The organism is Kitasatospora sp. NPDC085464 (genome assembly GCF_044541955.1).
In the GTDB taxonomy this organism is placed as follows: domain Bacteria; phylum Actinomycetota; class Actinomycetes; order Streptomycetales; family Streptomycetaceae; genus Kitasatospora.
In genome coordinates, this window is the sequence record NZ_JBITTM010000039.1 from 1 (window position 1) to 24,849 (window position 24,849).

Here is a 24,849-nt window from a genome sequence, read left to right on the forward strand (position 1 = left end):
GGGCGCCCCCCCCGCGCGGGCGCCCCGGGCCCACCCCCCGCCCCCCCCCGGCCCCCCCCGGGGGCCCCCCGGCCCCCCCCCCCCCCCGCGGCCCCCCGCCGCTTCGGGTCCGGCCCGCCGCTTCGGGTCCGGCCCGTCGGGTCAGACCGCGATGCCGTAGCCGGACGCGCGGGCCCCCGGAGCGGTGCCGGCGCCGGCACCCGCCCCGGCGTAGGCCTGCCACTCGCGCGGCGAGAGCCCGTACACGGCCCGGAACGCCCGGCTGAAGTGACTGGCGCTCACGAAGCCCCAGCGGCTCGCCACCGCCGCCACGGTGGCCCGGCCGCCCGTCCGGCGGGCGAGGTCGCGGCGGCACATGTCCAGCCGCTGGCGCTGGATCCAGCGGGCCAGCGTGACCCCCTCGAAACGGAAGAGCTTGTGCAGGTACCGCACCGACACGTGGTGGGCGGCCGCGATCCGCTCCGGGGAGAGGCCCGGGTCCCCGAGGTTGCGCAGGATGTGGTCCTTCACCCGGGCCAGGACGGCCAGGGCCGCCTCGGGGGCCTCCGCCAGGGACAGGCCGCGGCGCTCGTGGGCGAGCACCGCGAGCAGGTCGAGCGCCGTGGTGGCGAGCCAGCACGCGAGCTGGGGCTCCATCGAGCCGGCCGACCGCGAGAGGCACTCCAGGTACGCGGCCACCAGCCGGGCCGTGCCGTCGGCGCTGTCGAAGACCGTCGTGGTCAGCACCTTCAGGTCCTCGTCCGAGACGCCCACGGCCGTACGCGGCCAGTGCAGGGCGGTGAAGGCGAAGGCCTCCGGCAGCTCCTTGGCGAACGGCCGTCCGGCGTCGGAGACCGCGAACGTACCGGGCCGCAGCACCACCCGGTGGCCGTCCTGCTCCAGGCGGGCGGTACCGCGGTGCTGGAGTGCCAGGGTGAGGTGGTCCTCCCCGCCGCGGGCGATCAGCCCGGCGCTTCGCTCGACCCGCTGCGGCCCGGCCTCCACCAGGGAGAGCTGCACGTCGCCCACGCGGTGGCTGGTGATCGTCGCGGGTGCGGGCGCCCGGTCGAGCAGCGCCACGTCGAGCGGGATGAAGGTGCGGGAGACGGCCTCGTGCCAGTACTCGGCGCGGTCGTCGGACGGAACGTCGGTGGTGTCGAGAACGACGGGCATCAGTGCTCCTCGGAGGGGGTCTGTCCGGTGGGGGTCTGTCCGGTGGGGTGCGTCGGGCGGCGGGTCTCACCACGAACGGCTGTGCAGGGCCATGTGCACGGTGTCGACGACCTGGATCAGCGCGGCCCGGGCGGTGCCGGTGGGGCAGTGCCCGGCGAGCAGCAGGAAGCCGTGCACCACGCCCTGGTAGCGCGTGGCCACCACCGGAACGCCCGCCGCGCGGAGCCGGGCCGCGTAGGCCTCGCCCTCGTCGCGCAGCACGTCGGCCTCGGCGGTGACCACCAGTGCCGGGGGGAGCCCGGCGAGCCGGTCCAGCGGGGCGCGCAGCGGCGCGGCGGTCGGTTCGGCCCGCCCCCGCGGGTCGGGCAGGTAGTCGTCCCAGAACCGGCGCATGTGGTCGCGGTGCAGGAAGTAGCCCGTCGCGTAGCGATGGTAGGACGGGGTGTCGAAGTCGGCGTCGGTCACCGGGTACAGCAGCACCTGGTGGAGCAGCGGGACGTCCCCGTGCTGACGGGCCAGCAGGGTCAGCGCCGCCACCAGGTTGGCCCCCGCGGACTCGCCGACGGCGACGATGCGGCGCCCGTCCAGCCCGATCCCGTGGCCGTGCTCGTGGATCCAGCGGGCCACCGCGAGGCACTGCTCGACGGCCACCGGGTAGCGGGCCGCGGGCGCCCGGGCGTAGTCGACGTACACCACGGCGGCGTCGGTGCCCAGGGCGAACTCCCGGACCAGCCCGGCGTAGCAGGCGGCGTCGCCGAGCGACCAGCCGAGGCCGGGCAGGAACAGCACCACGGGGCTCGGCCCGACGGTGCCGGCGGGTCTGGTCACCTGGACGTGCACCCTCTCGGTCGGTCCGCAGGGCAGGGCGAGCCACTCCGTCGAGGTGCCGTGCGGGTCGTCCGGGTCCGGCTCCCCGTCGGGGCCCCAGTCGAGCCCGTCGTCCGGGCCGCCGTACGGCCCGTCGCCCGGTACCCCCGCCGGGCCGACCGGGCCGGCCCCGCCGACCGCCGGGCCGTCCGGGGTGAGGAAGGAGAGGTCCGGCAGCGGTTCCGTCGCGGAGCGGCCGGCCCGGGCGTCCAGGAACTCCTGGAGGGCCCGGTCGAGCACCGGGCGCGGGTCGGACAGGGGGGTGGGGTCGGACAACGTCTTCGCTCCTGGCTTCGATCAGTGGGGCCGCACGGCATCGCGTGCGTCGCGGCGGGTGCCCGGGTGCGTCGGGCGGGCGGCCCCGCGCACCTCCCCCGGGGGTGCGGCGGCGCCCCGCTCGACCGTACTGCCGGGGCGGTGGCCGCGGTGGACCGGCCCGGGCCGTGCGGCGGCCGGCCCGGCGGCTCGTCAACCGGCGGCACCGCCCGGGGCCTCCCGCCGCTCGCGCCACTCCCGGGGGGAGACGCCGTACGCGGCGCGGAAGCTCCGGCTGAAGTGCGCCGGATTGACGAAGCCCCAGCGCTGGGCCACCGCCGAGACCGTGGGCGCGGTGCGGCCGCGGCGGGCCAGCTCGCGGGCGCACGCCTCCAGTCGGCGCTGCTGGATGAGCCGGCTCACCGTCACCCCCTCCCCCTCGAAGATCCGGTGCAGGTAGCGCACGGAGATGTGGTGGGCGTGCGCGATCCGCTCGGGCGCCAGCTCCGGTTCGGCCAGGTGCTGCTCGATGTACTCCCGCACCCGGCGGACCAGGTGCGCGTTCGGGGTGTCCGCCTCGCCGGCCGGACGGGCGTCGGCCAACTGGGCGACGAGGGTGCTCAGCAGGTCCGCGACGCTGCCGGCCAGCCGGTCGCCGACCGGGGCCGGGTAGGAGTGCGCGGAGGCGGCGAGGACGGCGAGGAACGGCAGGAGCACCGGTCCGCAGCCCTCCGTGGGGCCGAGGGCCGTCGCCGCCGCCTGGCGCAGGTCCCGCTCCGGCACGCCCAGCAGTCGGCGCGGCAGGTGGAACAGGTGGGTGCGGAAACGCTCCGGGTAGTCGACGGCGTACGGACGCGCCGTGTCGTACACCACCAGGCCGCCCGGGGACACCTCCGCCCGACGCCCGTCCTGCTCCAGGACGGCCCGGCCCTCCTCCTGCACGCCGACCCCGATCTGCGGCTCACCGCCCGGGGCCCGCTCGATCAGCGCCGCCGTGCGGGAGAACCGGGCGGCGTCCGCCTCCAGCGTGGAGACCCGCACGTAGCCGAGCCGGTGGGAGACCAGCAGCCCGTCGAACGGCCGCGGGGTGAGCGGGTGCACCTCGACAGGGACGACCGTCCGCGACACCGCCCCGTTCCAGTACGCCGCCTTGTCCTCGTCCGCGACCGAAGCGGTCGTCACCCGCACGCCCATCTGCCCGCCCCTTCCGCCGAATCCTCGCGATCCCAGCCTGGGGCGGGTGGGCGGCGGACGGTTAGGTCATCTGACTGCTCTTTCCGGCAGTACCCCGCGGGCCCGCCGGGGCACCCGGGGCGGCGCCGGAACGGGCCCGGCCGGGCGGGCGTCAGCGCAGGTCAGACGCTGTCGGGTGCGGTGTCGAGCGCGTGGGCGAGCGCGGCCCGGGAGGTGATCCCGAGCTTCGGGAAGATCTTGTAGAGGTGGGCCGCGACGGTACGGGGCGACAGCTGGAGCCGACGGCCGATGTCCTTGTTGGTCAGACCGGTCGCGGCGAGCCGGGCTATCCGCAGCTCCTGGCCGGTGAGGCCGGACGGCGCCTCGGCCGGTGCCCCGGGCGGCGGCGCCACCGGGTCGCCGGCGGCCCGCAGCTCCGCCTCGCAGCGCTGTGCCCAGGGCTCCGCCTGCAGGCGGCGGAACACGTGGTGGGCGGCGCGCAGCGGCTCCCTGGCGCCGGGCCGGTGACGGCGGCGCAGCCACGAGCCGTGGGCGAGCCGCAGCCGGGCGAGGTCGAACGCCCACCGCTCCGCGCCGGGGACGGCGTACACGGCCCGGTAGGCGGCGTCGGCGTCGGCGTCCTCGGCGGCCAGGGCGGCGGCGGCCGAGCACAGGAAGGCGTGGCGGTCGGAGATCTCGGCGGAGCGGGCCGCCCGCCCGGCCTCCAGGTGGGCCCGGGCCTCCTCGTGCCGGCCGGTGTGCACGGCGGCCGTGACCAGGTCGAGGACCAGCGCGTGGTGCCAGGGCGGGCCGCCGGGCAGCCGACCGGGCGGGGTGATCTCGCAGAAGTGCGCGTACGCCTCCTCGTGGCGCCCGTGGGCGAGCGCGGCCAGTCCGCGCAGGTGGGTGAGGCGGTCGAGGACGTAGCGCATCCGGGCCCGGGCGGCGGTGGGCCGGATGGCCCGTTCGACCTCCCGCAGGCCGGCCTCGTCGCCGCGGCCGGCCAGGTAGTGGGCGTAGTACTGACGGAACATCAACGCGTTGGTGTGGTAGCCGAGTTCGTCGGCGATCTCGGCCTCGCGCAGGCAGACGGCGGCCTGGTCCCAGTGGCCGAGCAGGAAGTCCTGGTGGCACTTGGCCTTGGCGATCGAGCCCTGGGTGGCGAAGCCGTGCAGTCCGGTGAAGCGGTGCCACAGGTCGCTGTCGGGGCAGTCGAGCGCCGAGGCGGTCCACAACAGCAGCCAGGCCGCGCCGGCCTCCTGTTCCTCGGTCATGCCCTCGGCGACGGCCCGGAGGGTGGCGGTGGTGTCCGGGCCCGGGTCGGTCCAGGCCCGCAGGCACAGCCGGCCGGCCTCCGAGACCTCGCCGCGGTGCCGTTCCAGGGCCCGCCAGGCCCAGGGGTCGTCGGTGTAGGTGGCGGCCAGGAGCAGTTTGAAGTAGACCTGCTCGGTCAGCCCGCCGAAGGTGTCGGCGCCCGGGGCGGTGAGCGCGTCCAGGGCGGCGGGCAGCAGCGCGGCGGAGGACTCGAAGTCCACGTGGTGGCTCTGGTCGGCGTAGACGACCGCGTACGCGAACAGCGGGGCGGCGTCCTGCGGCACGCTGCTGCTCTTCAGCTCCTCCACCAGGGCGGCGGTGTGGCGCAGTTGCCCGCCGCGGGCCGACATCACCGCGGCCCAGGCGAGTCTGCGGACGCGGTCGCAGGAGCTGGGGCTGAGGACGGCGGCGCGTTCGAGCAGCAGGGCGCCCTCCGCGTCGCCGCCGCGGCGGGCGAGGTCGCGGCCGGCCTCCTGCAGGCGGCTTGCGAGGCCTTCGTCGGGCAGCAGGGCGGCGGCGGCCTCGTGGACCAGCCGCCGGGGGTCGTCCGGTGCGAGGGCCTCGGACAGGGCGCGGTGGGCCTCGCGGCGCGCGGTGTCGGAGGCCGCGGCGACGACGGCGGTACGGACCAGGGGGTGGCGGAAGACCAGCTGGCCGGCCGGGTCCAGCCGGGCCAGGCCGGTGGCCTCGATCCCGTCCGGGATCTCCCCGGCGTCGCCGTCCGCGGCGGCGCGCAGCCAGCCGCCGTTGGTGAAGTCCGGGCCGGTGGCGAGGGCACCGAGCAGCAGGTAGCGGCCGACCTCGGGCGTCACCGCGTCCAGCCGGTCGGCGAACATCCGCTCCAGCTTCTCCCCGAGCGGCAGCCGTTCCGGCAGCGGGGCGGTCCCGCGCTGCTGGGCGGCCTCCAGCTGGCGCGGCAGTTCCACCAGCGCCAGGGGGTTGCCGGCCGCCTCCGTCAGGACGCGGTCCCGGGCGGCGGCCGCGAGTTCGGGGTGGTGGGTGCCCAGCAGCAGGGCCGCGTCCGTCCGGGGCAGGGCCCGGACCTCGACGGCCTCGGCCGACCAGGTCTGGGCGGCCGGTCCGTCCGGCCGGGTGGCGCCGACGATCACCACGGGCAGGTCGGCGCAGCGCCGGTGGAGGAAGGCGAAGACGGTCGCGCTCGACGAGTCGACCCAGTGCAGGTCGTCCAGGAGCAGCAGCACGGGGGCGGTGCGGACCGCCTCCTCCAGCAGTGTCAGGGCGGCGGCGCCGACGGCGAAGCCGCTCGGGGTTCCGGCGCGGATGCCGAGCGCGCTCTCCAGGGCCTCCCGCTGGTGGGCGGAGAGGAAGGCGGAGCGCTGGAGCAGCGACCGGAAGGCCTGGTGGAGCGCGCCGAAGGCGAGGTCCGTCTCCGCTTCGGCGCCGACGGCCCGCAGGACGGTGAAGCCGCGTTCGCGCGCGGCGTGCTCCACCCAGGACAGCAGGGTGGACTTGCCGACGCCGGGCTCGCCGCGCAGCAGCACGGTGCACCCGCTGGCGCCGTCCTCGGCCTGCACCAGGGCGGCGGTGAGGAGCTCCGTCTCCCGCTGCCGCCCGACCACGGCCGGTCCCCGGCTGTCGTGCACCACTCTTCTGTTCCCCTCGCGTCGGTCCCCCCGCCACGGGAAACCAAGGTTAACGCCCGTCAGGACCAGCCGTTACCACGCTGGGTGTGGCCCCGACCACATGCGGCGACGTGCTCGCGGAGGCGGCCGGCCTCCCCGGCGGCGGCCGAACGTGTTCAGCCAACTCAAGGCGTTCGTCCGCCGTACAGCGGGCAGTCATGAGTGGTCCGCCGGGCAGTACCCCGCAGCCGCTGTCCTTGGGGTGCCGTCCTCCACCCCCGTCCTCCAGAGGTCACCCACCCATGGCAGAGCTGAACCGCCGCCGTTTCCTCCAACTCGCGGGCGCCACCGCCGCGTTCTCCACGCTGTCGCAGAGCATCGCGCGCGCTGCGGCGATCGCCCCGCAGGGCGCCACCGGCACCCTCCAGGACGTCGAGCACATCGTCGTCCTGATGCAGGAGAATCGTTCCTTCGACCACTACTTCGGTGCGATGAAGGGGGTCCGCGGCTTCGGCGACCCCCGCCCGGTGACCCTCCCGAGCGGCAAGTCCGTGTGGCACCAGACGGACAGCGGGAAGAAGGAGGTGCTGCCGTTCCGCCCGCAGGTGAACGACCTGGGCATGCAGTTCGTCCAGGACCTCAACCACGACTGGGCCGGCGGCCACAAGGCCTTCAACAACGGCAAGTACGACCAGTGGGTCCCCGCCAAGACGGCCACCACCATGGCCTACCTGACCCGCCAGGACATCCCGTTCCACTACGCCCTCGCCGACGCCTTCACGCTGTGCGACGCCTACCACTGCTCGTTCATCGGCTCCACCGACCCGAACCGCTACTACATGTGGACCGGCTTCACCGGCAACGACGGCACCGGCGGCGGCCCCGTCCTCGGCAACCAGGAGGCCGGGTACGGCTGGACGACCTACCCCGAGCGGCTGGAGAAGGCCGGGGTCTCCTGGAAGGTCTACCAGGACGTCGGCGACGGCCTGGACGCAGCCGGCTCCTGGGGCTGGATCAGCGACGCCTACCGCGGCAACTACGGCGACAACTCGCTGCTCTACTTCAACAGCTACCGCAACGCCAAGCCCGGCGACCCGCTGTACGACAAGGCCCGCACCGGCACGAACGCCAAGGCCGGCGACGGCCTCTTCGACCACCTGCGCCGCGACGTCCAGGCCGGCACGCTCCCGCAGATCTCCTGGATCGCCGCCCCCGAGGCGTTCACCGAGCACCCCAACTGGCCCGCCAACTACGGCGCCTGGTACGTCTCCCAGGTGCTGGACGCGCTCACCTCCAACCCCGACGTGTGGGCCCGCACGGCGCTGTTCATCACCTACGACGAGAACGACGGCTTCTTCGACCACGTGGTGCCGCCGTTCCCGCCCTCCTCCGCCTCCCAGGGCCTGTCCACGGTGTCCACCACCGCGGACTACTTCGCCGGGAACATCTCCAACGCGGCCGGCCCGTACGGCCTCGGCCAGCGGGTGCCGATGCTGGTGGTCTCCCCCTGGAGCACCGGCGGCTTCACCTGCTCGGAGACCTTCGACCACACCTCGATCATCCGCTTCATGGAGCGCCGCTTCGGCGTGCTGGAGCCCGACATCTCGCCCTGGCGGCGCGCCATCTGCGGCGACCTCACCTCCGCCTTCGACTTCACCGCCTCGAACACCGCCCCGGCCGCGCTGCCCTCCACCGCCGGCTACCTCCCGCCGGACCGCAACCGGCACCCCGACTACGTGCCCACCCCGCCCGCCACCGGGACCATGCCGAAGCAGGAGGCGGGCTCCAAGCCCACCCGCCCGCTGAAGTACGCCCCGTCCGTCGACGGCGCGGCCGACACCGGCACCGGCAAGTACCGCCTCACCTTCAGCGGCGGCGCGGCGGCCGGCGCCCAGTTCCTGGTGACCTCGGCCAACCGCACCGACGGCCCGTGGACGTACACCGCCGAGGCCGGCAAGACGATCTCCGACGCCTGGAACACCACCTACTCCAAGGGCGTCACCGACCTCACCGTGCACGGACCCAACGGATTCCTGCGCCGCTTCCGCAACCCCGGCAAGACCGCCGGGCCCGAGGTCACCGCACGCCACAACCCGACCACCGGCAGCCTCGACCTCACCCTCACCAACGCGGGCACCGCCGACGCCGTGCTCACCGTCGCCAACGCCTACGCCGGCACCCCGCAGACCGTCACGGTCCGCCGGGGCGCCACGGTCACGTACACCGTCGGCCTGCGCACCTGCCGCAACTGGTACGACGTGACGGTCACCTCCACGGCGACCGCCGACTTCGTCCGCCGCCTGGCCGGCCACGTCGAGACCGGCGCGCCGGGCCTGTCGGACCCGGGTCTGCTCACCTACTGACCCGGGCCCGCCCACCTGCCGACCCGGCCGGCCCCGCACCGGCCCGACCCCGCCACCACCGACACCGGCGGCCCACCCCGGGCACCTCACCCGCCCGGGGCGGGCCGCCGGGCCCGGTGGCGGCGGCCATTCGGCGCAGTGCGACCCCGCACGGCGCGGGCCCGGCCCGGGCGGCGTGCCTATCGTGGGCGGATGACCGACCGTCGGACCGCCCGGCCGGCCGAGGGCCGCTTCCACTACCTGGTGGCCGCCGCCGCCTTCGCCGTCTGCATGACCGGCACCACCCTGCCCACGCCGCTCTACGGGCTCTACCAGGAGAAGATCGGCTTCTCCGAACTGACGGTGACGGTGGTGTTCGCCGTCTACGCATTCGGCGTCATCGGCGTCCTGCTGCTGATCGGCAACGTCTCCGACACCGTCGGGCGCCGCCCCGTCCTGCTCTGCGGGCTGGGGTTCGCCGCCGGCAGCGCCGTCGTCTTCCTCGGCGCGGACAGCGTGCCGCTGCTGCTCCTGGGCCGGCTGCTGTCCGGCTTCTCGGCGGGCCTGTTCACCGGCGCCGGCACCGCGTACGTGCTGGAGCTCGCCCCGCCCGGGCAGCGGGCCCGCGCGGGCTTCGTCGCCACCGCCGCCAACATGGGCGGCCTGGGCTTCGGACCGCTGCTGTCCGGCTTCCTCGCCGAGTACGCGCCGCGGCCGCTGGTCCTGCCGTTCGTCGTCCACCTGGCCCTGCTCGCGGTGTCCTTCGCACTCACCCTGCGCCTGCCGGAGACGGTCGCCGGGGCCCGCCCGCTGCGCACCGCGCGGCCCGACCGGCCGTCGCTGCCGCCGGAGGTCCGCCGGGTGTTCGTCCCGGCCGGGATCGCCGCGTTCGCGGGCTTCTCCCTGCTGGGCGTCTTCACCTCGGTCAGCCCCGCCTTCCTCACCACCGACCTCGGCGTCGACAACCACGCCACCGTCGGCCTGATCGTCTCCTCCGCCTTCTTCGCCTCCACCCTGGGCCAGCTGGCGGTGCCCCGCCTGGGCACCGCCCGGGCGATCCCGCTGGGCTGCCTGGTGCTCATCGCCGGGCTGGCCCTGCTCGCCGCCTCGCTCGCCTGGACCACCCTCGCGCCGCTGGTGCTCAGCGCCCTGGTCGGCGGCGCCGGGCAGGGCATGGGCCTGCGCGGCGCCGTGGGCGAGATCGCCGCGGCCAGCCCGGCCGAGCACCGCGGCGGCGCCCTGTCGGCGCTGTTCGTGGTCGCCTACTTCGGCATCTCGATCCCGGTCATCGGGGTGGGCCTGCTCAGCGAGCCGGTCGGCCTGGCCGACGCCGGCCTGGTCTTCGCCGCCTGCATGGCCGTCCTGGCCGCCGCGTCCGGCGCCTACCTGGCGCGCCGGGCGAGCGCCGGGACCTGACCCCCTGTTCCGCCTGCCGGTGCTTGCCGCCCGACCCCGGGACCGATAGACACGGTCCCGACACCGAGCGTGACACCCGGAGGTCTCCGCCATGAGCGTGACGAGTCGGTACAGGGACGCCTGGGAGGGCTTCTGGCGCGAGGCGCCCGAGGAACCGGGGGCGGTGATCTGGGACGCCGAACCGGCCGTCACCGCGGAACGCCACCTCGCACTGTTCCGCCCCCACCTCGCCGACCCGGAGCTGCCCCTCGTCGACCTGGGCTGCGGCAACGGCACCCAGACCCGCTTCCTCGCCGACCGCTTCGCACGCGTCCTCGGGGTCGACCTGTCCGTGGCCGCCCTCGACCACGCCCGGCGCCGGGACCCGGCCCGGCGGGCCGAGTTCGCCCAGCTGGACGCCACCGACGCCGACGCCGTCCGGGCGCTCCACGGGCGTCTCGGCGACGCCAACGTCTACCTGCGCGGGGTGATCCACCAGAGCGAGCCGGCCGACCGCCGACCGGTCGCCGAGGCCGTCGCCGCACTGGTCGGCGAACGCGGCCGGGCCTTCCTGGTCGAACTGGCCGAGTCCGCCAAGAAGGTCCTGGCCGACCTCGCCCACGACCCCGCCGGGCCGCCGCCGAAGCTTCGCCCGGTCTTCGCGCACGGCCTCGCCCCCGCCGAGGTCGCCGACGCGGCCCTCACCGCCCTGCTGCACACGGCCGGCCTCACCGTGCTCGCCTCCGGCGACCTGCCGCTGGCCACCACGGAGTCCGCCCCCGACGGCCGGCCGATCGAACTCCCGGCCCGGTGGCTCGTCGTGGGTGCCGGACCGGGCCGCCCCTGAGCCGCCGCCGATCCCCATTACCACGGCGCGTCGCCGGGCCCGACCGGCTAGCCTGGACCGCTTCCGAGACCGACACCCGTCCGAGGAGCACAGCGCCGTGTCCGACAGCTTCGCGCATCTGCACGTCCACACCGAGTACTCGATGCTGGACGGTGCGGCGAAGAACGGGAAGCTCTTCGCCGAGGCGCAGAGACAGGGCATGCCCGCCATCGCGATGAGCGACCACGGCAACATGTTCGGGGCGTACGAGTTCTTCCACGCGGCCGCCAAGACCGACGTGAAGCCGATCATCGGCATCGAGGCGTACGTCGCACCGGCCTCCCGCTTCCTGAAGAAGCAGGTGTTCTGGTCGCCCGGCGGCCAGCGCCCGACCGGCGCCGACGGCGAGGGCGGCAAGGACGTCTCCGGCGGCGGCCGCTACACCCACATGACCATGTGGGCGCAGAACGCCACCGGTCTGCGCAACCTCTTCAGGCTCTCCTCGCTCGCGTCGATGGAGGGCTACTACATGAAGCCCCGGATGGACCGCGAGCTGATCGCCGCCAACGCGACCGGCATCATCGCCACCACCGGCTGCCCCTCCGGCGAGGTGCAGACGCGGCTGCGCCTGGGCCAGTACGAGGAGGCGGTCAAGGCCGCCGGCGCCTACCAGGACATCTTCGGCAAGGAGAACTACTTCCTGGAGCTGATGGATCACGGCCTGGACATCGAGAAGGACGTCCGCGAGGACCTGCTCCGCCTGGCGAAGCAGCTGAACATCCCGCTGCTGGCCACCAACGACTCCCACTACGTGACCGCCGACCAGGCCGACGCCCACGACAGCCTGCTCTGCGTCGGCGTGGGCAAGAACAAGGACGACCCGAACCGCTTCAAGTTCCAGGGCACCGGCTACTACGTGAAGACCGCCGAGGAGATGCGCGAGCTCTTCCGCGAGCTGCCGGAGGCCTGCGACAACACCCTCGCGATCGCCGAGCGGATCGAGTCGTACGAGGAGGTCTTCACCTACGTCGACCGGATGCCGCAGTTCGACGTGCCCGAGGGCGAGACCCAGGCGTCCTACCTGCGCAAGAAGATCGAGATCGGACTGCAGCACCGCTACGGCGACAGCCCCAGCCAGGAGGTGCTGGACCGGATCGAGCTGGAGATGGGCGTGATCACCCCGATGGGGTTCGACGCCTACTTCCTCGTGGTCGCCGACATCTGCCAGTACGGCCGGGACAACGGCATCCCGGTCGGCCCGGGCCGTGGTTCGGCGGCCGGCTCGATGGTCGCCTACCTGACCGGGATCACCCAGCTGGACCCGCTGGAGCACGACCTGCTCTTCGAGCGCTTCCTCAACCCCGAGCGCATCAACCCCCCGGACGTCGACATCGACTTCGACGACCGCCAGCGCGACCAGATGGTCCGCTACGTGACCGAGAAGTACGGCGCCGCCTACACGGCCCAGGTGAACACCTTCGGCACGATCAAGGCCAAGGCCGCCGTGAAGGACGCCAACCGCATCCTCGGCTACCCGTTCGCGATGGGCGACCGGATCACCAAGGCGATGCCGCCGGACGTCATGGGCAAGGGCGTGCCGCTGGCCGACCTGTTCGACGAGAAGCACGCCCGCTACAACGAGGGCACCGAGATCCGGGCGCTCTACCAGAACGAGCCCGACGTCAAGAAGATCATCGACACCGGGCGCGGCATCGAGGGCCTGATCCGCGGCACCGGCGTGCACGCCGCCGCCGTCATCCTCTCCTCGACCCCGCTGCTCGACCTGATCCCGCTGCACATGCGGGACAAGGACGGCGTGATCATCACCGGCTTCGACTACCCGTCGTGCGAAGCCATGGGCCTGATCAAGATGGACTTCCTGGGTCTGCGGAACCTGGGCATCATCGACCACTGCATCAAGATCGTGAAGGCCAACCGGGGCATCGACGTCGACATCGAGAAGATCCCGATCGACGACCCCACCACGTACCAGCTGCTGGCCCGCGGCGACACCCTGGGCGTGTTCCAGCTCGACGGCGGCCCCATGCGCGCCCTGCTCAAGCTGATGAAGCCCACCGAGTTCGCCGACATCTCCGCCGTCTCCGCGCTGTACCGGCCCGGCCCGATGGGCATGAACTCGCACACCAACTACGCGCTGCGCAAGAACGCCCAGCAGGAGATCATCCCGATCCACCCCGAACTGGAGGAGCCGCTCAAGGACGTCCTCGGCCCCACCTACGGCCTGATCGTCTACCAGGAGCAGGTCCAGCGAGCCGCCCAGGTGCTGGCCGGCTACTCGCTCGGACAGGCCGACCTGCTGCGCCGCGCGATGGGCAAGAAGAAGAAGGAGGTGCTGGAGAAGGAGTTCGTGCCCTTCCACGCGGGCTGCAAGGAGCGCGGCTACTCCGACGAGGCGATCCAGGCGGTGTGGGACGTCCTGGTCCCGTTCGCCGGCTACGCGTTCAACAAGTCGCACTCCGCCGCCTACGGCCTGGTCTCGTACCAGACCGCCTACCTGAAGGCCAACTACCCCGCCGAGTACATGGCCGCGCTGCTCACCTCGGTCGCCGACGACAAGGACAAGATGGCGGTCTACCTGGCCGAGTGCCGGCAGATGGGCATCAAGATCCTCTCCCCCGACGTCAACGAGTCGGTGGTCGACTTCACCGCCGTCGGCAGCGACGTCCGCTTCGGCCTCAAGGCGGTGCGCAACGTCGGCGTGCCGGTGATCGAGTCCCTGGTCGGCACCCGCGCGGAGAAGGGCAAGTACACCTCCTTCGCCGACTTTCTGGACAAGGTCGAGCTGGTGGTCTGCAACAAGCGCACCGTCGACTCCCTGGTCAAGGCGGGCGCCTTCGACTCGCTCGGCCACACCCGGCTCTCACTCAGCACCGTGCACGAGAGCGCCATCGACGCCGTCACCGGGGTGAAGAAGCAGCAGGCCATCGGCCAGGACGACCTGTTCGGCGCCCTCGACGACGGCACCGACGGCGGGCCCGCCATCGGCCTGGACTTCCAGCTCACCGACAACGAGTGGCCGCGCCGCCAACTCCTCGCCCTGGAACGCGAGATGCTGGGCCTCTACGTCTCCAGCCACCCGCTCGACGGCGCCGAGCACATCCTCTCCCAGAACCGCGACACCTCGATCGCCGAACTCCTCGGCTCCGGGCGCTCCGAGGGCGAGGTCCGCCTCTCCGGCCTGATCACCGGCGTCGACCGGCGCATCAACAAGGCCGGCAACGCGTGGGCGATCATCACCCTCGCCGACCGCGATGGCTCGGTCGAGGTGCTGTTCTTCCCCGCGACCTACAACCTGATGGCCGAGCAGATGATCGAGGACAACGTCATCTCGATCCGCGGCCGCCTCAACGAGCGCGACGGCTCGCTGAGCGTCTTCGGCCAGGAGATCACCACCCTCGACGTCTCCTCCGCCGAGCTCGGCACCAAACCGCCCGTCCAGATCACCGTCCCGGCCTCCCGGATCACCCCCGAGGTGGTCGCCGAACTCAAGCTCGCCCTCCAGGCCCACCCCGGCGACGTCCCGATCCGGCTGCTCACCACCAACTGGGACAAGAGCACCCTCTACGAGCTGGGCTTCCGGGTGAACCCCGACAACGGCCTCGCCTCGGACGTCAAGACCCTCCTCGGCAACCGCGCCTGGGCCGGCGCGGCCACCCGGGCCTGAACCGCGGACGGCCGTTCTCCTGCCCGGGCAGGAGAACGGCCGTCCCGGTGCGCGGATCCCGTGGACTCAGCCGCGGCCGAGGACCCGGTCCACGGCGATCTCGATGACCACCCGGTCCGGGTTCACCCGCGGCTGGCGGTAGCGCTCGGCGTAGCGCCGCTCGGCGTCCGCGACCTGCTCGGGCTCGTCACGGACGACCGCGACGCCCTCCAGGGTCGCCCAGCGGGCGCGGTCCACCTGGCAGACCGCGACCCGCAGGCCCTGCGGCCCGGCCGCCGCGACGTTGAGCGCCTTGCGGCTGGTGCGGCTGGTGATCACCCGGGCGGTCGCCGTCTCCGGCTCGAACGTGACGCCGACCGGCACCACGTGCGGCGTGCCGTCCGGGCGGGTGGTGGTCAGGGTGGAGATGTGCCGTTCGCGCCAGAAGGCGAGCATGGCGTCGTCGAGGTCGCGCGGGTCATGGGCCATGATCGCGATCGTACGGCCCCCGGGGAACGATCAAGCCCCCGGGGGCCGTTCGCGTCGCACCCCGGTGTCCCCGGGGGCCGTACGGGCGGTGCCTCAGTGCCCGCGGGCGACCCACTCCGGCAGGGCCGGGGCCTCGGCGCCGATGGTGGTCGGGTCGCCGTGGCCGGTGCGCACCACCGTGTCGGCCGGGAGCGTCAGCAGGCGCTCGCGGATCGAGTCGATGATGGTCGGGAAGTGCGAGAACGACCGGCCGGTCGCGCCCGGGCCGCCCTGGAAGAGGGTGTCGCCGGTGAAGACGGTGCCCAGGTCGGGCGCGTACAGGCAGACCGCGCCCGGGGCGTGGCCCGGGGTGTGCAGGACGGTCAGCTCGGTGCCGGCCACCTCGATCCGCTGCCCGTCGGCCAGCTCGCCGTCCGGGAGGCGGTCGGGGTGGGTGAGCTTCCACAGCGGCAGGTCGTCCGGGTGCAGCAGGATCGGCGCACCGGTCCGGGCCGCGAGGGCCGGGGCCGCGTCGATGTGGTCGTTGTGCGCGTGCGTGGAGACGATCGCCCGCAGCCGGCGCCCGGCGAGCGCCGCCTCGATGGCCCCGGCGTCGTGCGCGGCGTCGATCACCACCGCCTCCTCGTCGTCGCCGACGATCCAGACGTTGTTCTCCACCTCCCAGCTGCCGCCGTCGAGCTCGAAGGTCCCGGCCGTCACCAGCCGGTCGACACGGGCGGTGGAGGTCACAGGATCACCACCGAGCGGAGCACGTCGCCCTGGTGCATGCGCGCGAAGGCCTGCTCCACCGCGTCGAGTTCGATCGTCTCGGTGACGAAGGCGCGCAGGTCCAGGCGGCCCTGGAGGTAGAGGTCGATGAGCATCGGGAAGTCCCGCGAGGGCAGGCAGTCGCCGTACCAGGAGGACTTCAGGGCGCCGCCGCGGCCGAAGACGTCGAGCAGCGGGAGCTCCAGCCTCATCTCCGGGGTCGGCACGCCGACCAGGACGACGGTGCCGGCCAGGTCGCGGGCGTAGAAGGCCTGCCGGTAGGTCTCGGGCCGGCCGACCGCCTCGACGACGACGTCCGCGCCGTTGCCGCCGGTCAGCTCCCGGATGGCCTCGACCGGGTCGGTCGTGCGGGAGTTGACGGTGTGGGTGGCGCCCAGCGTACGGGCGGTCGCCAGCTTGCGGTCGTCGATGTCGACGGCGATGATCTTCGCCGCCCCGGCCAGCCGGGAGCCCATCACGGCCGCCCCGCCGACGCCGCCGCAGCCGATGACGGCGACCGAGTCGCCGCGCCCGACATTGCCGGTGTTGATCGCGGCGCCGATGCCCGCCATCACCCCGCAGCCCAACAGGCCGGCGACGGCCGGCTCGGCCGCCGGGTCGACCTTGGTGCACTGGCCGGCCGCGACCAGGGTCTTCTCGGCGAACGCCCCGATGCCCAGCGCCGGGGACAGCTCGGTGCCGTCCAGCAGCGTCATCTTCTGCTTGGCGTTGTGGGTGTCGAAGCAGTACTGCGGACGCCCGCGCCGACAGGCACGGCACTGGCCGCACACCGCACGCCAGTTGAGGACCACGAAGTCACCGGGCGCGACCTCGGTGACGCCCTCGCCGACCGACTCCACGACGCCCGCGGCCTCGTGGCCCAGCAGGAACGGGAACTCGTCGTTGATCCCGCCCTCCCGGTAGTGGAGGTCCGTGTGGCAGACACCGCAAGCCTGGATCCGGACCACCGCCTCACCCGGACCGGGGTCCGGCACCACGATCGTGGTCACCTCCACGGGCGCGCCCTTGGCGCGCGCGATCACTGCCTTGACCTGCTGGGCCATCCGATTCCACCTCCGACGGCCGGTGCGGCTCTGCACCGGCGTGACCTGCGACGACACGACTGCAGTAGGACTGCAGAAGCACTGCCCACGAAGCGTAGCGCCCGCTCCGGCGGCCACCGGCGGAGCGGGTCGGCGATCCGGCGCGATCCGGCGTGATTCGCCTCACCGCACGTGCCGACGACATGTTCCCGACGTTCCGGCAGCTCACGGCGCCTCACCCGGCACATGCCACGGGCCTACCCGCGGGACCGCCCGCCGACGGCCCGGCACGGCCCCGGAACGGGGGCGCACGGACGGCGCTGAGCGCTCGTCAGCGCGCCTCGAACCGCCCGGAAAGCACCGGTGTTGGCTGGAACTGCCGCAGACGGGCGCCCCGCGGCCCACGTACGGTCGTAGCTGAGACGGTCCACGCGACCACGCTCAGCACACCCGCCCCACCTGACGGTGCGCCACCGCACACCGTCCGTGCCCGGCGCGCACCGAACGTACGCCCCCGCACATTTCGCGCCACCCCGCAGCAGATGCCCTACCCAGCCCCGGCACGTGTCGAGCCGCCAGCCGGCCGCACCACCCGTCCCCGCACCATCCTCCGATCCACCCCCCGTCGGGCCGCGCCGAGCGGCCCACCGCCCTGGAGTCTGGAGTACGGATGTCCACCGAGAACAGTGCGACCGGTGCCGGGCCCGGCACCGCCCCGCTCCCCCCGCTGCACTGCCTGCGCCACCTGGAACCCGGACCGCCGCGGCTCGCCGCGCTGCCCACCGGCACGCCGGTCTGGCTGGTCAGCCGGCACGCCGACGTGCGGCAGGTGCTGACGGACCCGCGCCTGGGCCGCGCCCCGCTCTACGCGCCGGACGCGCCGCCGGTCACGGTCACGCCCAACATCCTGGACGACCCGCAGAGCATGCTGAACATCGACGGCACCGAGCACCAGCGGCTGCGCCGCACGGTCCAGCGGGCCTTCACCCCGCGCGCGATAGCCCGCTGGAAGCCGTGGGTCGCCTCGGTCGTGGAGTCGCTCATCGACGAACTGATCGACCAGGGCTCCCCCACCGACATCGTCGCCGCCTACACCCGGCCGCTGCCGGTCGCGGTGATCAGCCGGCTGATGGGCCTGGACAACCTGGACACCAAGCGGCTCGCCCACTGGAGCGACCACGCGCTCTCCACCACCGCCTACCCGGCCGAGGCGATCGTCACCGCGATGAACGAGTTCTCCGCCTTCGGCGCCGGGGTGATCGCCGAACGCCGTGCCGAACCCGGCGACGACCTGGTCAGCAGCCTGCTGACGGCCGCCGCCGAGGACGGCTCGATCACCGAGGGACAGCTGGTCGCGCTGGTCGTCGGCCTGGTCGTGGCCGGCCACGAGACCACCATGACCAGCCTCGGCAACGCCCTGGTCTACCTGCTCCACGACGGCCGCGAGGCCTGGCAGCAGCTCGCCTCCGACGAGGCCAGCGCCGCCGCCGCGACCGAGCAGCTGCTGCGCGCCGTCCCGCTCGGCGACGCCCACGAGCACATGCCCGGACTGATGCGCCGCACCGTCGAGGACGTGGAGATCGGCGGGGTGGTCATCCCGGCCGGCAGCGTGGTCGCCGCCGACACCGCCGCCGCCAACCAGGACCCGGAGGTCTTCACCGGGGACCTGCGCACCGAGCTGTTCTCCCCGCTGGCCGCACCGATGCTCACCTTCGGGGCCGGGCCGCACCACTGCCTGGGCGCGTGGCTGGCCCGGATGGAGCTGGAGCTCGCCCTGCACCGGCTGGCCCGCCGGCTGCCCGCCCTGCGGATGGCCGACCAGGTCGAGCGGATCGACTGGCGGCGCGGCCTGCTCACCCGCAGCCCGAACTCCCTGCAGGTGACCTGGTGACGCGCGGGGCGGACACCGAGCTGGTGGTCGTCCGGGTCGACCGGGACCGCTGCATCGGCTCCGGGATGTGCGCCCTCAGCGCGCCCGACTCGCTGGCCCTCGGCGCGGACGGACTGGCCGCGCCGCTGGCCGACTTCGCCGACGGCGGTGCGGAGTTGACGGACGGGCTGACCGAGGCCGTGGACTGCTGCCCGGTCGAGGCACTCACCCTCCACTCGGCCCGCGGCGGCTACCGGATCGACCCGGCGGACTGAACCCGCCCCGGTGGCGCCCGCCGCCGCGACCCGCTCGGGCGGGTGCGCGGCCGGCGCCACCGGGAGCCGGGCCGCCGTACGCCCGGATCGATCAGCCGGGCTCATGGATGGAGCTGATCCACCTCAAGGCCGACCGGGCGACCCTGGCGCAGCGCCTCGCCGTCCGCAACGGCCGGGAGGGCGCCAACGCCGTCACCGTGCGGCGCCGAGCTGTTCGCCCGCTACCTGGCCCACTTCGAGGAGCCGCGGGGCGAGGGCGAGCAGGTCCTGCTGCAGCCCTCGCCCTGACGGCACGCCGCCGCGTCAGTCGATCGCCACGCCCGTGCCCGAGACCCGCACCCGCGGGTCCTCCGCCCGCAGTTCGACCCGCAGCACGCCGGGGCGGCCCAGGTCCTCGCCCTGGTGCAGCGTCAGCACCGTCGGGGCCTCCACCGCGCCCAGCTCCCGCAGGTACGCGCCGAAGGCGGCCGCGGCGGCGCCGGTGGCCGGGTCCTCGACCACGCCGCCGACGGGGAACGGGTCGCGGACGTGGAAGACCTCGGGGGCCTCGCGCCAGACCAGCTGGAGGGTGGTGAGGTCCCGGGCCCGCATGTAGGCCGCCAGGCCGTCGAAGTCGTAGTCGAGGCGGGCCAGTCGGCCGCGGGTGTCGGCGGCGAGCACGAGGTGCCGGGCCCCGGCGTAGGCGACCCGCGGCGGCAGGGCCGGGTCGAGGTCGGCCGCGGACCAGCCGAGCAGGGCGAGCGCCTCCTCGACGCCGGCCGCGGTGACCTCCTCGACCTTCGGCTCGACGCTGGTGAGCGTGGCCCGCAGCAGCCCGTCGGCGCCGCGCTCGACCTCGACCGGGACGTCCCCGGCCGCCGTCGCGAAGAGGTACCGCCCGGGGCCGGTGCGCTCGGCGAGCGCGACGGCGGAGGCGACCGTCGCGTGCCCGCAGAACGGCACCTCGGCCAGCGGGCTGAAGTACCGTACGCGGTACGCCCCTTCGGCCGGTCCGGTGGTCAGGAAGGCGGTCTCGGAGTACCCGAGCTCGGCGGCGATGGCGAGCATCCGGCGGTCGGTCAGCCCGGTGGCGTCGAGTACCACGCCGGCCGGGTTGCCGCCCTCGGGGCGGGTGGCGAAGGCGGCGTAGCGGAGGATCTCGGGCGAGGGGGCGGCGGAGACTACAGCGTCGTCGGTCATGCCCGGACGAACGCGTTCCGCCCGGCTGCTGTTCCCGACCGCCGTCGCCGTCCGCCCGGTCACCGCAGGACCGCCTCCAGGAAGTCCGAACCGAGACGGGCGCTGCCCGCCAGGTCGAGCTGGTAGAGCATGTACCGCCCGCGCCGCTGCGTGGTCAGCAGCCCCGCCTTCCGCAGCACCGCCAGGTGCCGGGACACCTCGGGCGCGCTGAGCTGCCAGGCGGAGGCCAGTTCGCCGGTGGTGTGCGGGCCGCGGGCCATGGTGCGGGCCAGCCGCAGCCGGACGGGGTGGGCCAGCGCCTCCAGGCGCTGTTGGACGAGGGCGAGCGAGACCGGTTCGGGCAGGCCGGCCTCGGCGACGGGGTACTGGAGGACGGGCCGCCAGCCGGACGCGTGGACGACCAGGAGGTGGGGGCGGCCGAAGGCGGTGGGGATGAAGGTGACGCCCCCCTTGTCGGCGGCGCTGGTGGTGCTGTCCTGCAGCTTGTCGATGACGATCCGCCGCCGCCCGCCGCCCTGGTCGAGACTGACGGAGGGTGAGACGGCCGCGAGCGTCTCACCGAGGCCCCGGCGGGCCAGCAGGTCGGCCTTGCGCCGGGCGTCGGCGGCGAGGTCGGGCAGGACGCGCTGCCAGGCGTCGGCGAAGAACGCGGACACGCAGTCCTCCAGCATCCGCCGCACCAGCGCCCGCACGGCGGGCGGGTCGGCGAGCAGCCGGTCGGCGAAGGCGGCCTGCCGGGGGCCGCGGGCGAGGGCGAGTTCGCGGGCCCGCTCGTTGGCGGCGGGGTCGGTGAGCGGGGAGGTCTTCCGGAAGGTGAGCCGCGAGGAGCCGCAGGTGGTGATGAGGGCGCCGGCCACGAACAGCTCGTCGTCGAGCCGGTCGACGGCGTCGAGCTCCTCGGCGAGGGTCGCGCCGGGCAGGCCGGGGACGAGGAAGTCGGCGCGCGAGGAACGCCAGAGGAAGTCGGCCTCCAGCAGCCGCTCGGCCAGCTCCGGCGGGATCGCCGCGGTGGTACTGCTCGCCCAGCCGCTCAGCGCCGGGTGGTGCGCCGGCTCGGCGAGGACGTGCAGCATGGCGTTCAGCTCGGCCAGCGGGGAGGGCGTGAAGAGCAGGCCCTCGTCGGACAGTCCGGTGATGTCGATGGTCACACTCACGCAGGAGATCCTGTCACCCGATCCGGTGACGCCTGCCGCCGATTGACGGGAACCGTCAATCCACGTGCCAGGCGGCCGGGCCAGGGCGGACGGTACCGGCCATGAGCCTGATCCAGGAGAAGTCCGTCCATGACCACGCCGCCGCCCGCACCGGCGCGCCGCCCGCCCTGCCGGTCGGCACCGGTCGCGGCGGCCCGTCCGCGCTGCTGAGCCTGCTGACCGCCGCCGGCGGGTCCCGGTACGCCGCCGCGCTCGCGGTGGACGCGGTGGGCGGCGGCATGCTGCGGCCGTTCCTGCTGCTGTACGGGATCGGCATGCTGCACCTGGGCGCGGGGGCGGTCGGGCTGGCGCTGTCCGCCGGGATGGTCGCGGGCCTGCTGGTGGTGCCGCTGACCGGCCGCTGGATCGACCGCGGCGCCCGGACCCTCCCCGCGGCCGTGACCCTGTTGCTGCGGGCGGCGGGCGCACTGACGCTGCTGCTCGCGGACGGCCTGCCGGTGTTCACGGCCGCGGCGGTGCTGTTCGGGGTGGGCAGCCAGTCCTGGCCGACCACGCACGCGGCGGTGGTGAGCACCCTGACGGAGGGTCGGCTGCGGGACGCGGCGCTCGCTGCGGGGCGGTCGGTGCGCAATGCGGGGCTGGGCCTGGGCGCGCTGCTGGCCACCGTGGCGGTGAGCGGCGGCGCGGGCGCGATCCGGCTGCTGGCCGGGGTGACGGCGGTGGCCTGCCTGGTCGCCGCCGCGCTGGTCGGCTCGCTGCGGGTGCGGGCGCACCGGGAGGCGCCGCGCAGGGCCGTACGGGCCGACGCCCACGCCCACGCCGACACCGACGCCCACACCGACACCGACGCCCACGCCCACGCCGACACCGGCGCCGACGCCGGCGCCGGCGCCGGCGCCGGGGAGCGGCGCGCACCGCTGCGCCGGATCAGCCTGCTGAGCCTGGCCAACCTGCCGTACGCGTTCTGCTTCGACGTGCTGGAGGTGGCGCTGCCCACGCTGCTGGTGCTGCAGCTGCACGCCTCCCCGGCCTGGTCCTCGGGCCTGTTCGTGGGCAACACGGTGCTGGTGATCGCCCTGCAGCTGGCGCTGGTGCTGCGGCTGGCGGACCGTTCGCGGCGGGCCGTGCTGGCGGCCTCGGGCGCCCTGCTGTCGCTCTCGTACCTGGGCTTCTGGGCGGCCGGGGCGCTGGGCGGCACGCCGGGGGCGGCGGGCATCGCGGTGGTCTCGGTGCTGTACACGCTGGGCGAGATCCTCTACACCGGCTCGGGTACGGCGCTGGTGGCGGCCGTCGCCCCGCCGCACCTGCTCGGGCGCTCGCTGGCCCGCTGGGAGCTGTCGATGGGCGTGGGCCGGGCGGCCGCGCCGGCCGTGGTGACGGCGCTGCTCGCCGCCGGTCCGGGCGCGCTGTGGCTGCCGCTGGCCGCCGCCACCGCGCTGGGGGCGCTGGCGGTGCTGCGGCTGGGCCCGGCGCAGTAGCACCGGCCCGGTGGGATGATCGGCTCCATGGCCCTGACCCCGTACCAGCAGCACCTGCGCGACCGGATCCTGGCCGCCTCGGTGACCGCGCCGCCGGAGCCGTGGCGGCCGGTCGGCCGGGGGACGATCCCGGTCGGCGGGCTGCTCGGCATCGGCTTCGCCGTCCACCCGGAGAGCGGGCACGACCTGGTGCTGACCGTGTCGCACGGCGGGCACGGACTGTTCGACGCCGTGACGGGCCTCAAGCTGGCGCGCGACCACGACCCGGCCGAGGACCCGGACGGCCCGGACCTCTGCTGCCCCGGGCTCGGCCAGGTCACCGACGTGCGGATCCCGGTGGCCGGGACGTGGGGCGGCGGCCTGCACGCCGACGCCGAGGGCGGCTGGCACGTCGAGGTCGCCGCCCCGGAGTGGCCGCACCACCGGGTGCTGCTCGCGACCGGCCGCGGACCGTGGCAGGGCGAGCACGGCGAGAGCTGGTGGCAGGTCTTCGACTCCAGCTGGTCCACCCTGCGCGCCGCGGGCTTCTCCCCCACCGGCCGGACCCTCGCGGTGGCCACCAGCAGCGACCTCACGCTCTGGACCCGCGCCTGAGGTCCCGCCCTCCGGCGGCGGGCGCCGTACGGGCACGGATCCCGGGCGGACCCGGGCGCCGTACGGGCAGGGGCGCCGGCCGGCTGCGGCCGCCTTCCGGATGCGCCCGGGACGCCCAGCGCCGATGCTGGCGGCGAGGCGTGCCAGGCCCGAGGAAGGACACCCGATCCCATGAGTGCGCTCGACTTCGAGATCGTCGACAGCCCCGACAGCTCGCTCAACAAGACCTCCGTCCTGGTCACCGGCCCGCACGACGCCATGCTGGTGGACGCCGGGTTCACCCGCTCCGACGGCCGCCGCCTGGTCGAGCGGATCAGGGCCACCGGCAAGCGGCTGACCACCGTGTTCGTCAGCCACGGCGACCCGGACTTCTACTTCGGGGCCCAGGAGGTGCAGGACGCCTTCCCGCAGGCCCGGTTCCTGGCCACCGCCATGACCGTCGACCACATCCAGGAGACGTGGGAGGACAAGCTGCGCGCCTGGTCCCACCTGGGCCCCGAGCTGGCCACCCGGCTGGTGCGGCCCGAGGCGCTGCACGGCGACGAGATCGTCTTCGAGGGCCACCGCTTCGAGGTGCGCGGCGCCGACTTCCACCTGCCGGACCGGCACTACCTCTGGCAGCACCACCACCGCGCCGTGCTCGGCGGGGTGCTGCTCTTCGAGGGCCTGCACGTGTGGACGGCCGACACCCCCACCGCTGCCCAACGGGCCGCCTGGATCGACCTGCTGGACGGCATCGAGGCGCTCCACCCGACCTGGGTGGCGGCCGGCCACCGGGTCGCCGACGCCCCCACCGACCTGAACGCCGTCGACCACACCCGGGCCTACCTGCGCGCCTTCGAGACCGAGATCGGCCGGGCCGCGGACGCGGCCGCCGCCAAGGAGGCCCTGGAGCGCCGCTTCCCGGAGCTGGGGCTGCGGATCGCGGTGGACATCGGCACCAAGGTCGTCATGGGCGAGATGGCCTGGGGGTGAGCGAGTCGTGATCGAGATCCCGAGGGACGTGGCCGGCTTCGCCGAGTCCTCCGCGCCCGCCGACGTGGTCCGCCGCCAGTACCTGGCCGCCGCCCGGGGCGACCTGGCCGCGCTGCGCGCCACGCTCGCCGAGGACGTCGAGTGGACCGAGATGGCCGGTTTCCCGCTGGCCGGCACCTACCGAACCCCCAAGGGCGTCACCGCGAACGTGATGGAGCGGCTGGCCGCCGAGTGGCACGACTGGACGGCGCACGACGACACCTACGTGGTGGACGGGGAGGAGGTGGTGGTCCTGGCCCGCTACACGGCCGTCCACAAGACCACCGGAAAACCACTCGCGGTCCGGGTCGCCCACCACTTCACCGTGCGCGGCGGACGCATCGTCCGGTTCGAGCAGTTCACCGACACCGCGCTGGTCAGGGACGCGATGACGCCGTAGCGCCGCCCGGTCCCCCCCGGACCCGCCGTTCACCC

At 74.4% G+C, this 24,849-nt stretch carries 19 protein-coding genes; 10 read left to right on the forward strand and 9 right to left on the reverse strand.

Translation table 11 applies throughout. From position 1 onward, the window contains the following. Positions 1–141: 141 nt before the first annotated feature. From ACIGG8_RS30430 to ACIGG8_RS30445, 4 genes are all read right to left on the reverse strand, one after another. Entirely contained in the window at positions 142–1,152 is a 1,011-nt protein-coding gene (locus ACIGG8_RS30430; RefSeq protein WP_396551930.1) for a helix-turn-helix domain-containing protein, read from the reverse strand. Between the two features lie 66 nt (positions 1,153–1,218). Next, positions 1,219–2,295 carry an alpha/beta hydrolase gene (locus ACIGG8_RS30435; protein WP_396551931.1) on the reverse strand — a complete coding sequence of 359 codons (1,077 nt, stop codon included), beginning with the start codon at positions 2,293–2,295 and terminating at the stop codon, positions 1,219–1,221. Between the two features lie 192 nt (positions 2,296–2,487). Then, on the reverse strand, positions 2,488–3,468 hold the full coding sequence (locus ACIGG8_RS30440) for a helix-turn-helix domain-containing protein (RefSeq protein ID WP_396551932.1): 981 nt from the start codon (positions 3,466–3,468) through the stop codon (positions 2,488–2,490). 161 nt (positions 3,469–3,629) lie between these two features. After that, entirely contained in the window at positions 3,630–6,368 is a 2,739-nt protein-coding gene (locus tag ACIGG8_RS30445; protein WP_396551933.1) for an ATP-binding protein, read from the reverse strand. A 278-nt stretch (positions 6,369–6,646) separates the two neighbouring features. Here ACIGG8_RS30445 and ACIGG8_RS30450 point away from each other — a divergent pair, with 278 nt between their 5' ends. The 4 genes from ACIGG8_RS30450 (at position 6,647) to dnaE (ending at position 14,592) form a co-directional block, all read left to right on the forward strand. Further along, positions 6,647–8,707: a phosphocholine-specific phospholipase C gene (locus ACIGG8_RS30450; protein WP_396551934.1), complete on the forward strand. Its 2,061-nt coding sequence runs from the start codon at positions 6,647–6,649 to the stop codon at positions 8,705–8,707. Between the two features lie 192 nt (positions 8,708–8,899). Then, positions 8,900–10,102, forward strand: a complete 1,203-nt coding sequence (locus ACIGG8_RS30455) for an MFS transporter (protein ID WP_396551935.1) — start codon at positions 8,900–8,902, stop codon at positions 10,100–10,102. A 91-nt stretch (positions 10,103–10,193) separates the two neighbouring features. Continuing rightward, positions 10,194–10,928 carry a class I SAM-dependent methyltransferase gene (locus tag ACIGG8_RS30460; protein WP_396551936.1) on the forward strand — a complete coding sequence of 245 codons (735 nt, stop codon included), beginning with the start codon at positions 10,194–10,196 and terminating at the stop codon, positions 10,926–10,928. Positions 10,929–11,025: 97 nt separating this feature from the next. After that, on the forward strand, positions 11,026–14,592 hold the full coding sequence (dnaE, locus tag ACIGG8_RS30465; protein ID WP_396551937.1) for a DNA polymerase III subunit alpha: 3,567 nt from the start codon (positions 11,026–11,028) through the stop codon (positions 14,590–14,592). 66 nt (positions 14,593–14,658) lie between these two features. Here dnaE and ACIGG8_RS30470 read toward each other — a convergent pair whose 3' ends face one another. From ACIGG8_RS30470 to ACIGG8_RS30480, 3 genes are all read right to left on the reverse strand, one after another. Beyond that, a complete protein-coding gene (locus tag ACIGG8_RS30470; RefSeq protein WP_350521001.1) occupies positions 14,659–15,060 on the reverse strand; it encodes a TIGR03618 family F420-dependent PPOX class oxidoreductase in 402 nt (133 codons plus the stop codon). Between the two features lie 93 nt (positions 15,061–15,153). Next, positions 15,154–15,789 (reverse strand): MBL fold metallo-hydrolase, encoded by a 636-nt coding sequence (locus ACIGG8_RS30475; RefSeq protein WP_396551938.1) that lies wholly within the window; start codon positions 15,787–15,789, stop codon positions 15,154–15,156. Beyond that, on the reverse strand, positions 15,786–16,871 hold the full coding sequence (locus ACIGG8_RS30480) for an S-(hydroxymethyl)mycothiol dehydrogenase (protein WP_396551939.1): 1,086 nt from the start codon (positions 16,869–16,871) through the stop codon (positions 15,786–15,788). Before ACIGG8_RS30480 ends, ACIGG8_RS30475 begins: the two co-directional genes overlap by 4 nt. A 649-nt stretch (positions 16,872–17,520) precedes the next feature. On the opposite strand from ACIGG8_RS30480, the gene ACIGG8_RS30485 reads away from it, so the two are divergent. Both ACIGG8_RS30485 and ACIGG8_RS30490 read left to right on the forward strand, forming a co-directional pair. Further along, positions 17,521–18,741 (forward strand): cytochrome P450, encoded by a 1,221-nt coding sequence (locus tag ACIGG8_RS30485; protein WP_350521004.1) that lies wholly within the window; start codon positions 17,521–17,523, stop codon positions 18,739–18,741. Then, positions 18,738–18,995, forward strand: a complete 258-nt coding sequence (locus tag ACIGG8_RS30490) for a ferredoxin (RefSeq protein WP_396551940.1) — start codon at positions 18,738–18,740, stop codon at positions 18,993–18,995. Before ACIGG8_RS30485 ends, ACIGG8_RS30490 begins: the two co-directional genes overlap by 4 nt. Positions 18,996–19,298: 303 nt before the next feature. On the opposite strand, the gene ACIGG8_RS30495 is transcribed toward ACIGG8_RS30490, so the two are convergent. Next, entirely contained in the window at positions 19,299–20,174 is an 876-nt protein-coding gene (locus ACIGG8_RS30495) for a PhzF family phenazine biosynthesis protein (protein ID WP_396551941.1), read from the reverse strand. A gap of 59 nt (positions 20,175–20,233) precedes the next feature. Beyond that, entirely contained in the window at positions 20,234–21,328 is a 1,095-nt protein-coding gene (locus tag ACIGG8_RS30500; protein WP_396551942.1) for a DUF5937 family protein, read from the reverse strand. Positions 21,329–21,429: 101 nt separating this feature from the next. Here ACIGG8_RS30500 and ACIGG8_RS30505 point away from each other — a divergent pair, with 101 nt between their 5' ends. From ACIGG8_RS30505 to ACIGG8_RS30520, 4 genes are all read left to right on the forward strand, one after another. Next, a complete protein-coding gene (locus ACIGG8_RS30505) occupies positions 21,430–22,806 on the forward strand; it encodes an MFS transporter (protein WP_396551943.1) in 1,377 nt (458 codons plus the stop codon). Between the two features lie 27 nt (positions 22,807–22,833). Then, positions 22,834–23,400: a hypothetical protein gene (locus tag ACIGG8_RS30510; RefSeq protein WP_396551944.1), complete on the forward strand. Its 567-nt coding sequence runs from the start codon at positions 22,834–22,836 to the stop codon at positions 23,398–23,400. 171 nt (positions 23,401–23,571) lie between these two features. Then, entirely contained in the window at positions 23,572–24,375 is an 804-nt protein-coding gene (locus ACIGG8_RS30515; RefSeq protein WP_396551945.1) for an MBL fold metallo-hydrolase, read from the forward strand. Between the two features lie 7 nt (positions 24,376–24,382). After that, positions 24,383–24,814: a nuclear transport factor 2 family protein gene (locus ACIGG8_RS30520; protein ID WP_396551946.1), complete on the forward strand. Its 432-nt coding sequence runs from the start codon at positions 24,383–24,385 to the stop codon at positions 24,812–24,814. Positions 24,815–24,849: the final 35 nt, after the last annotated feature.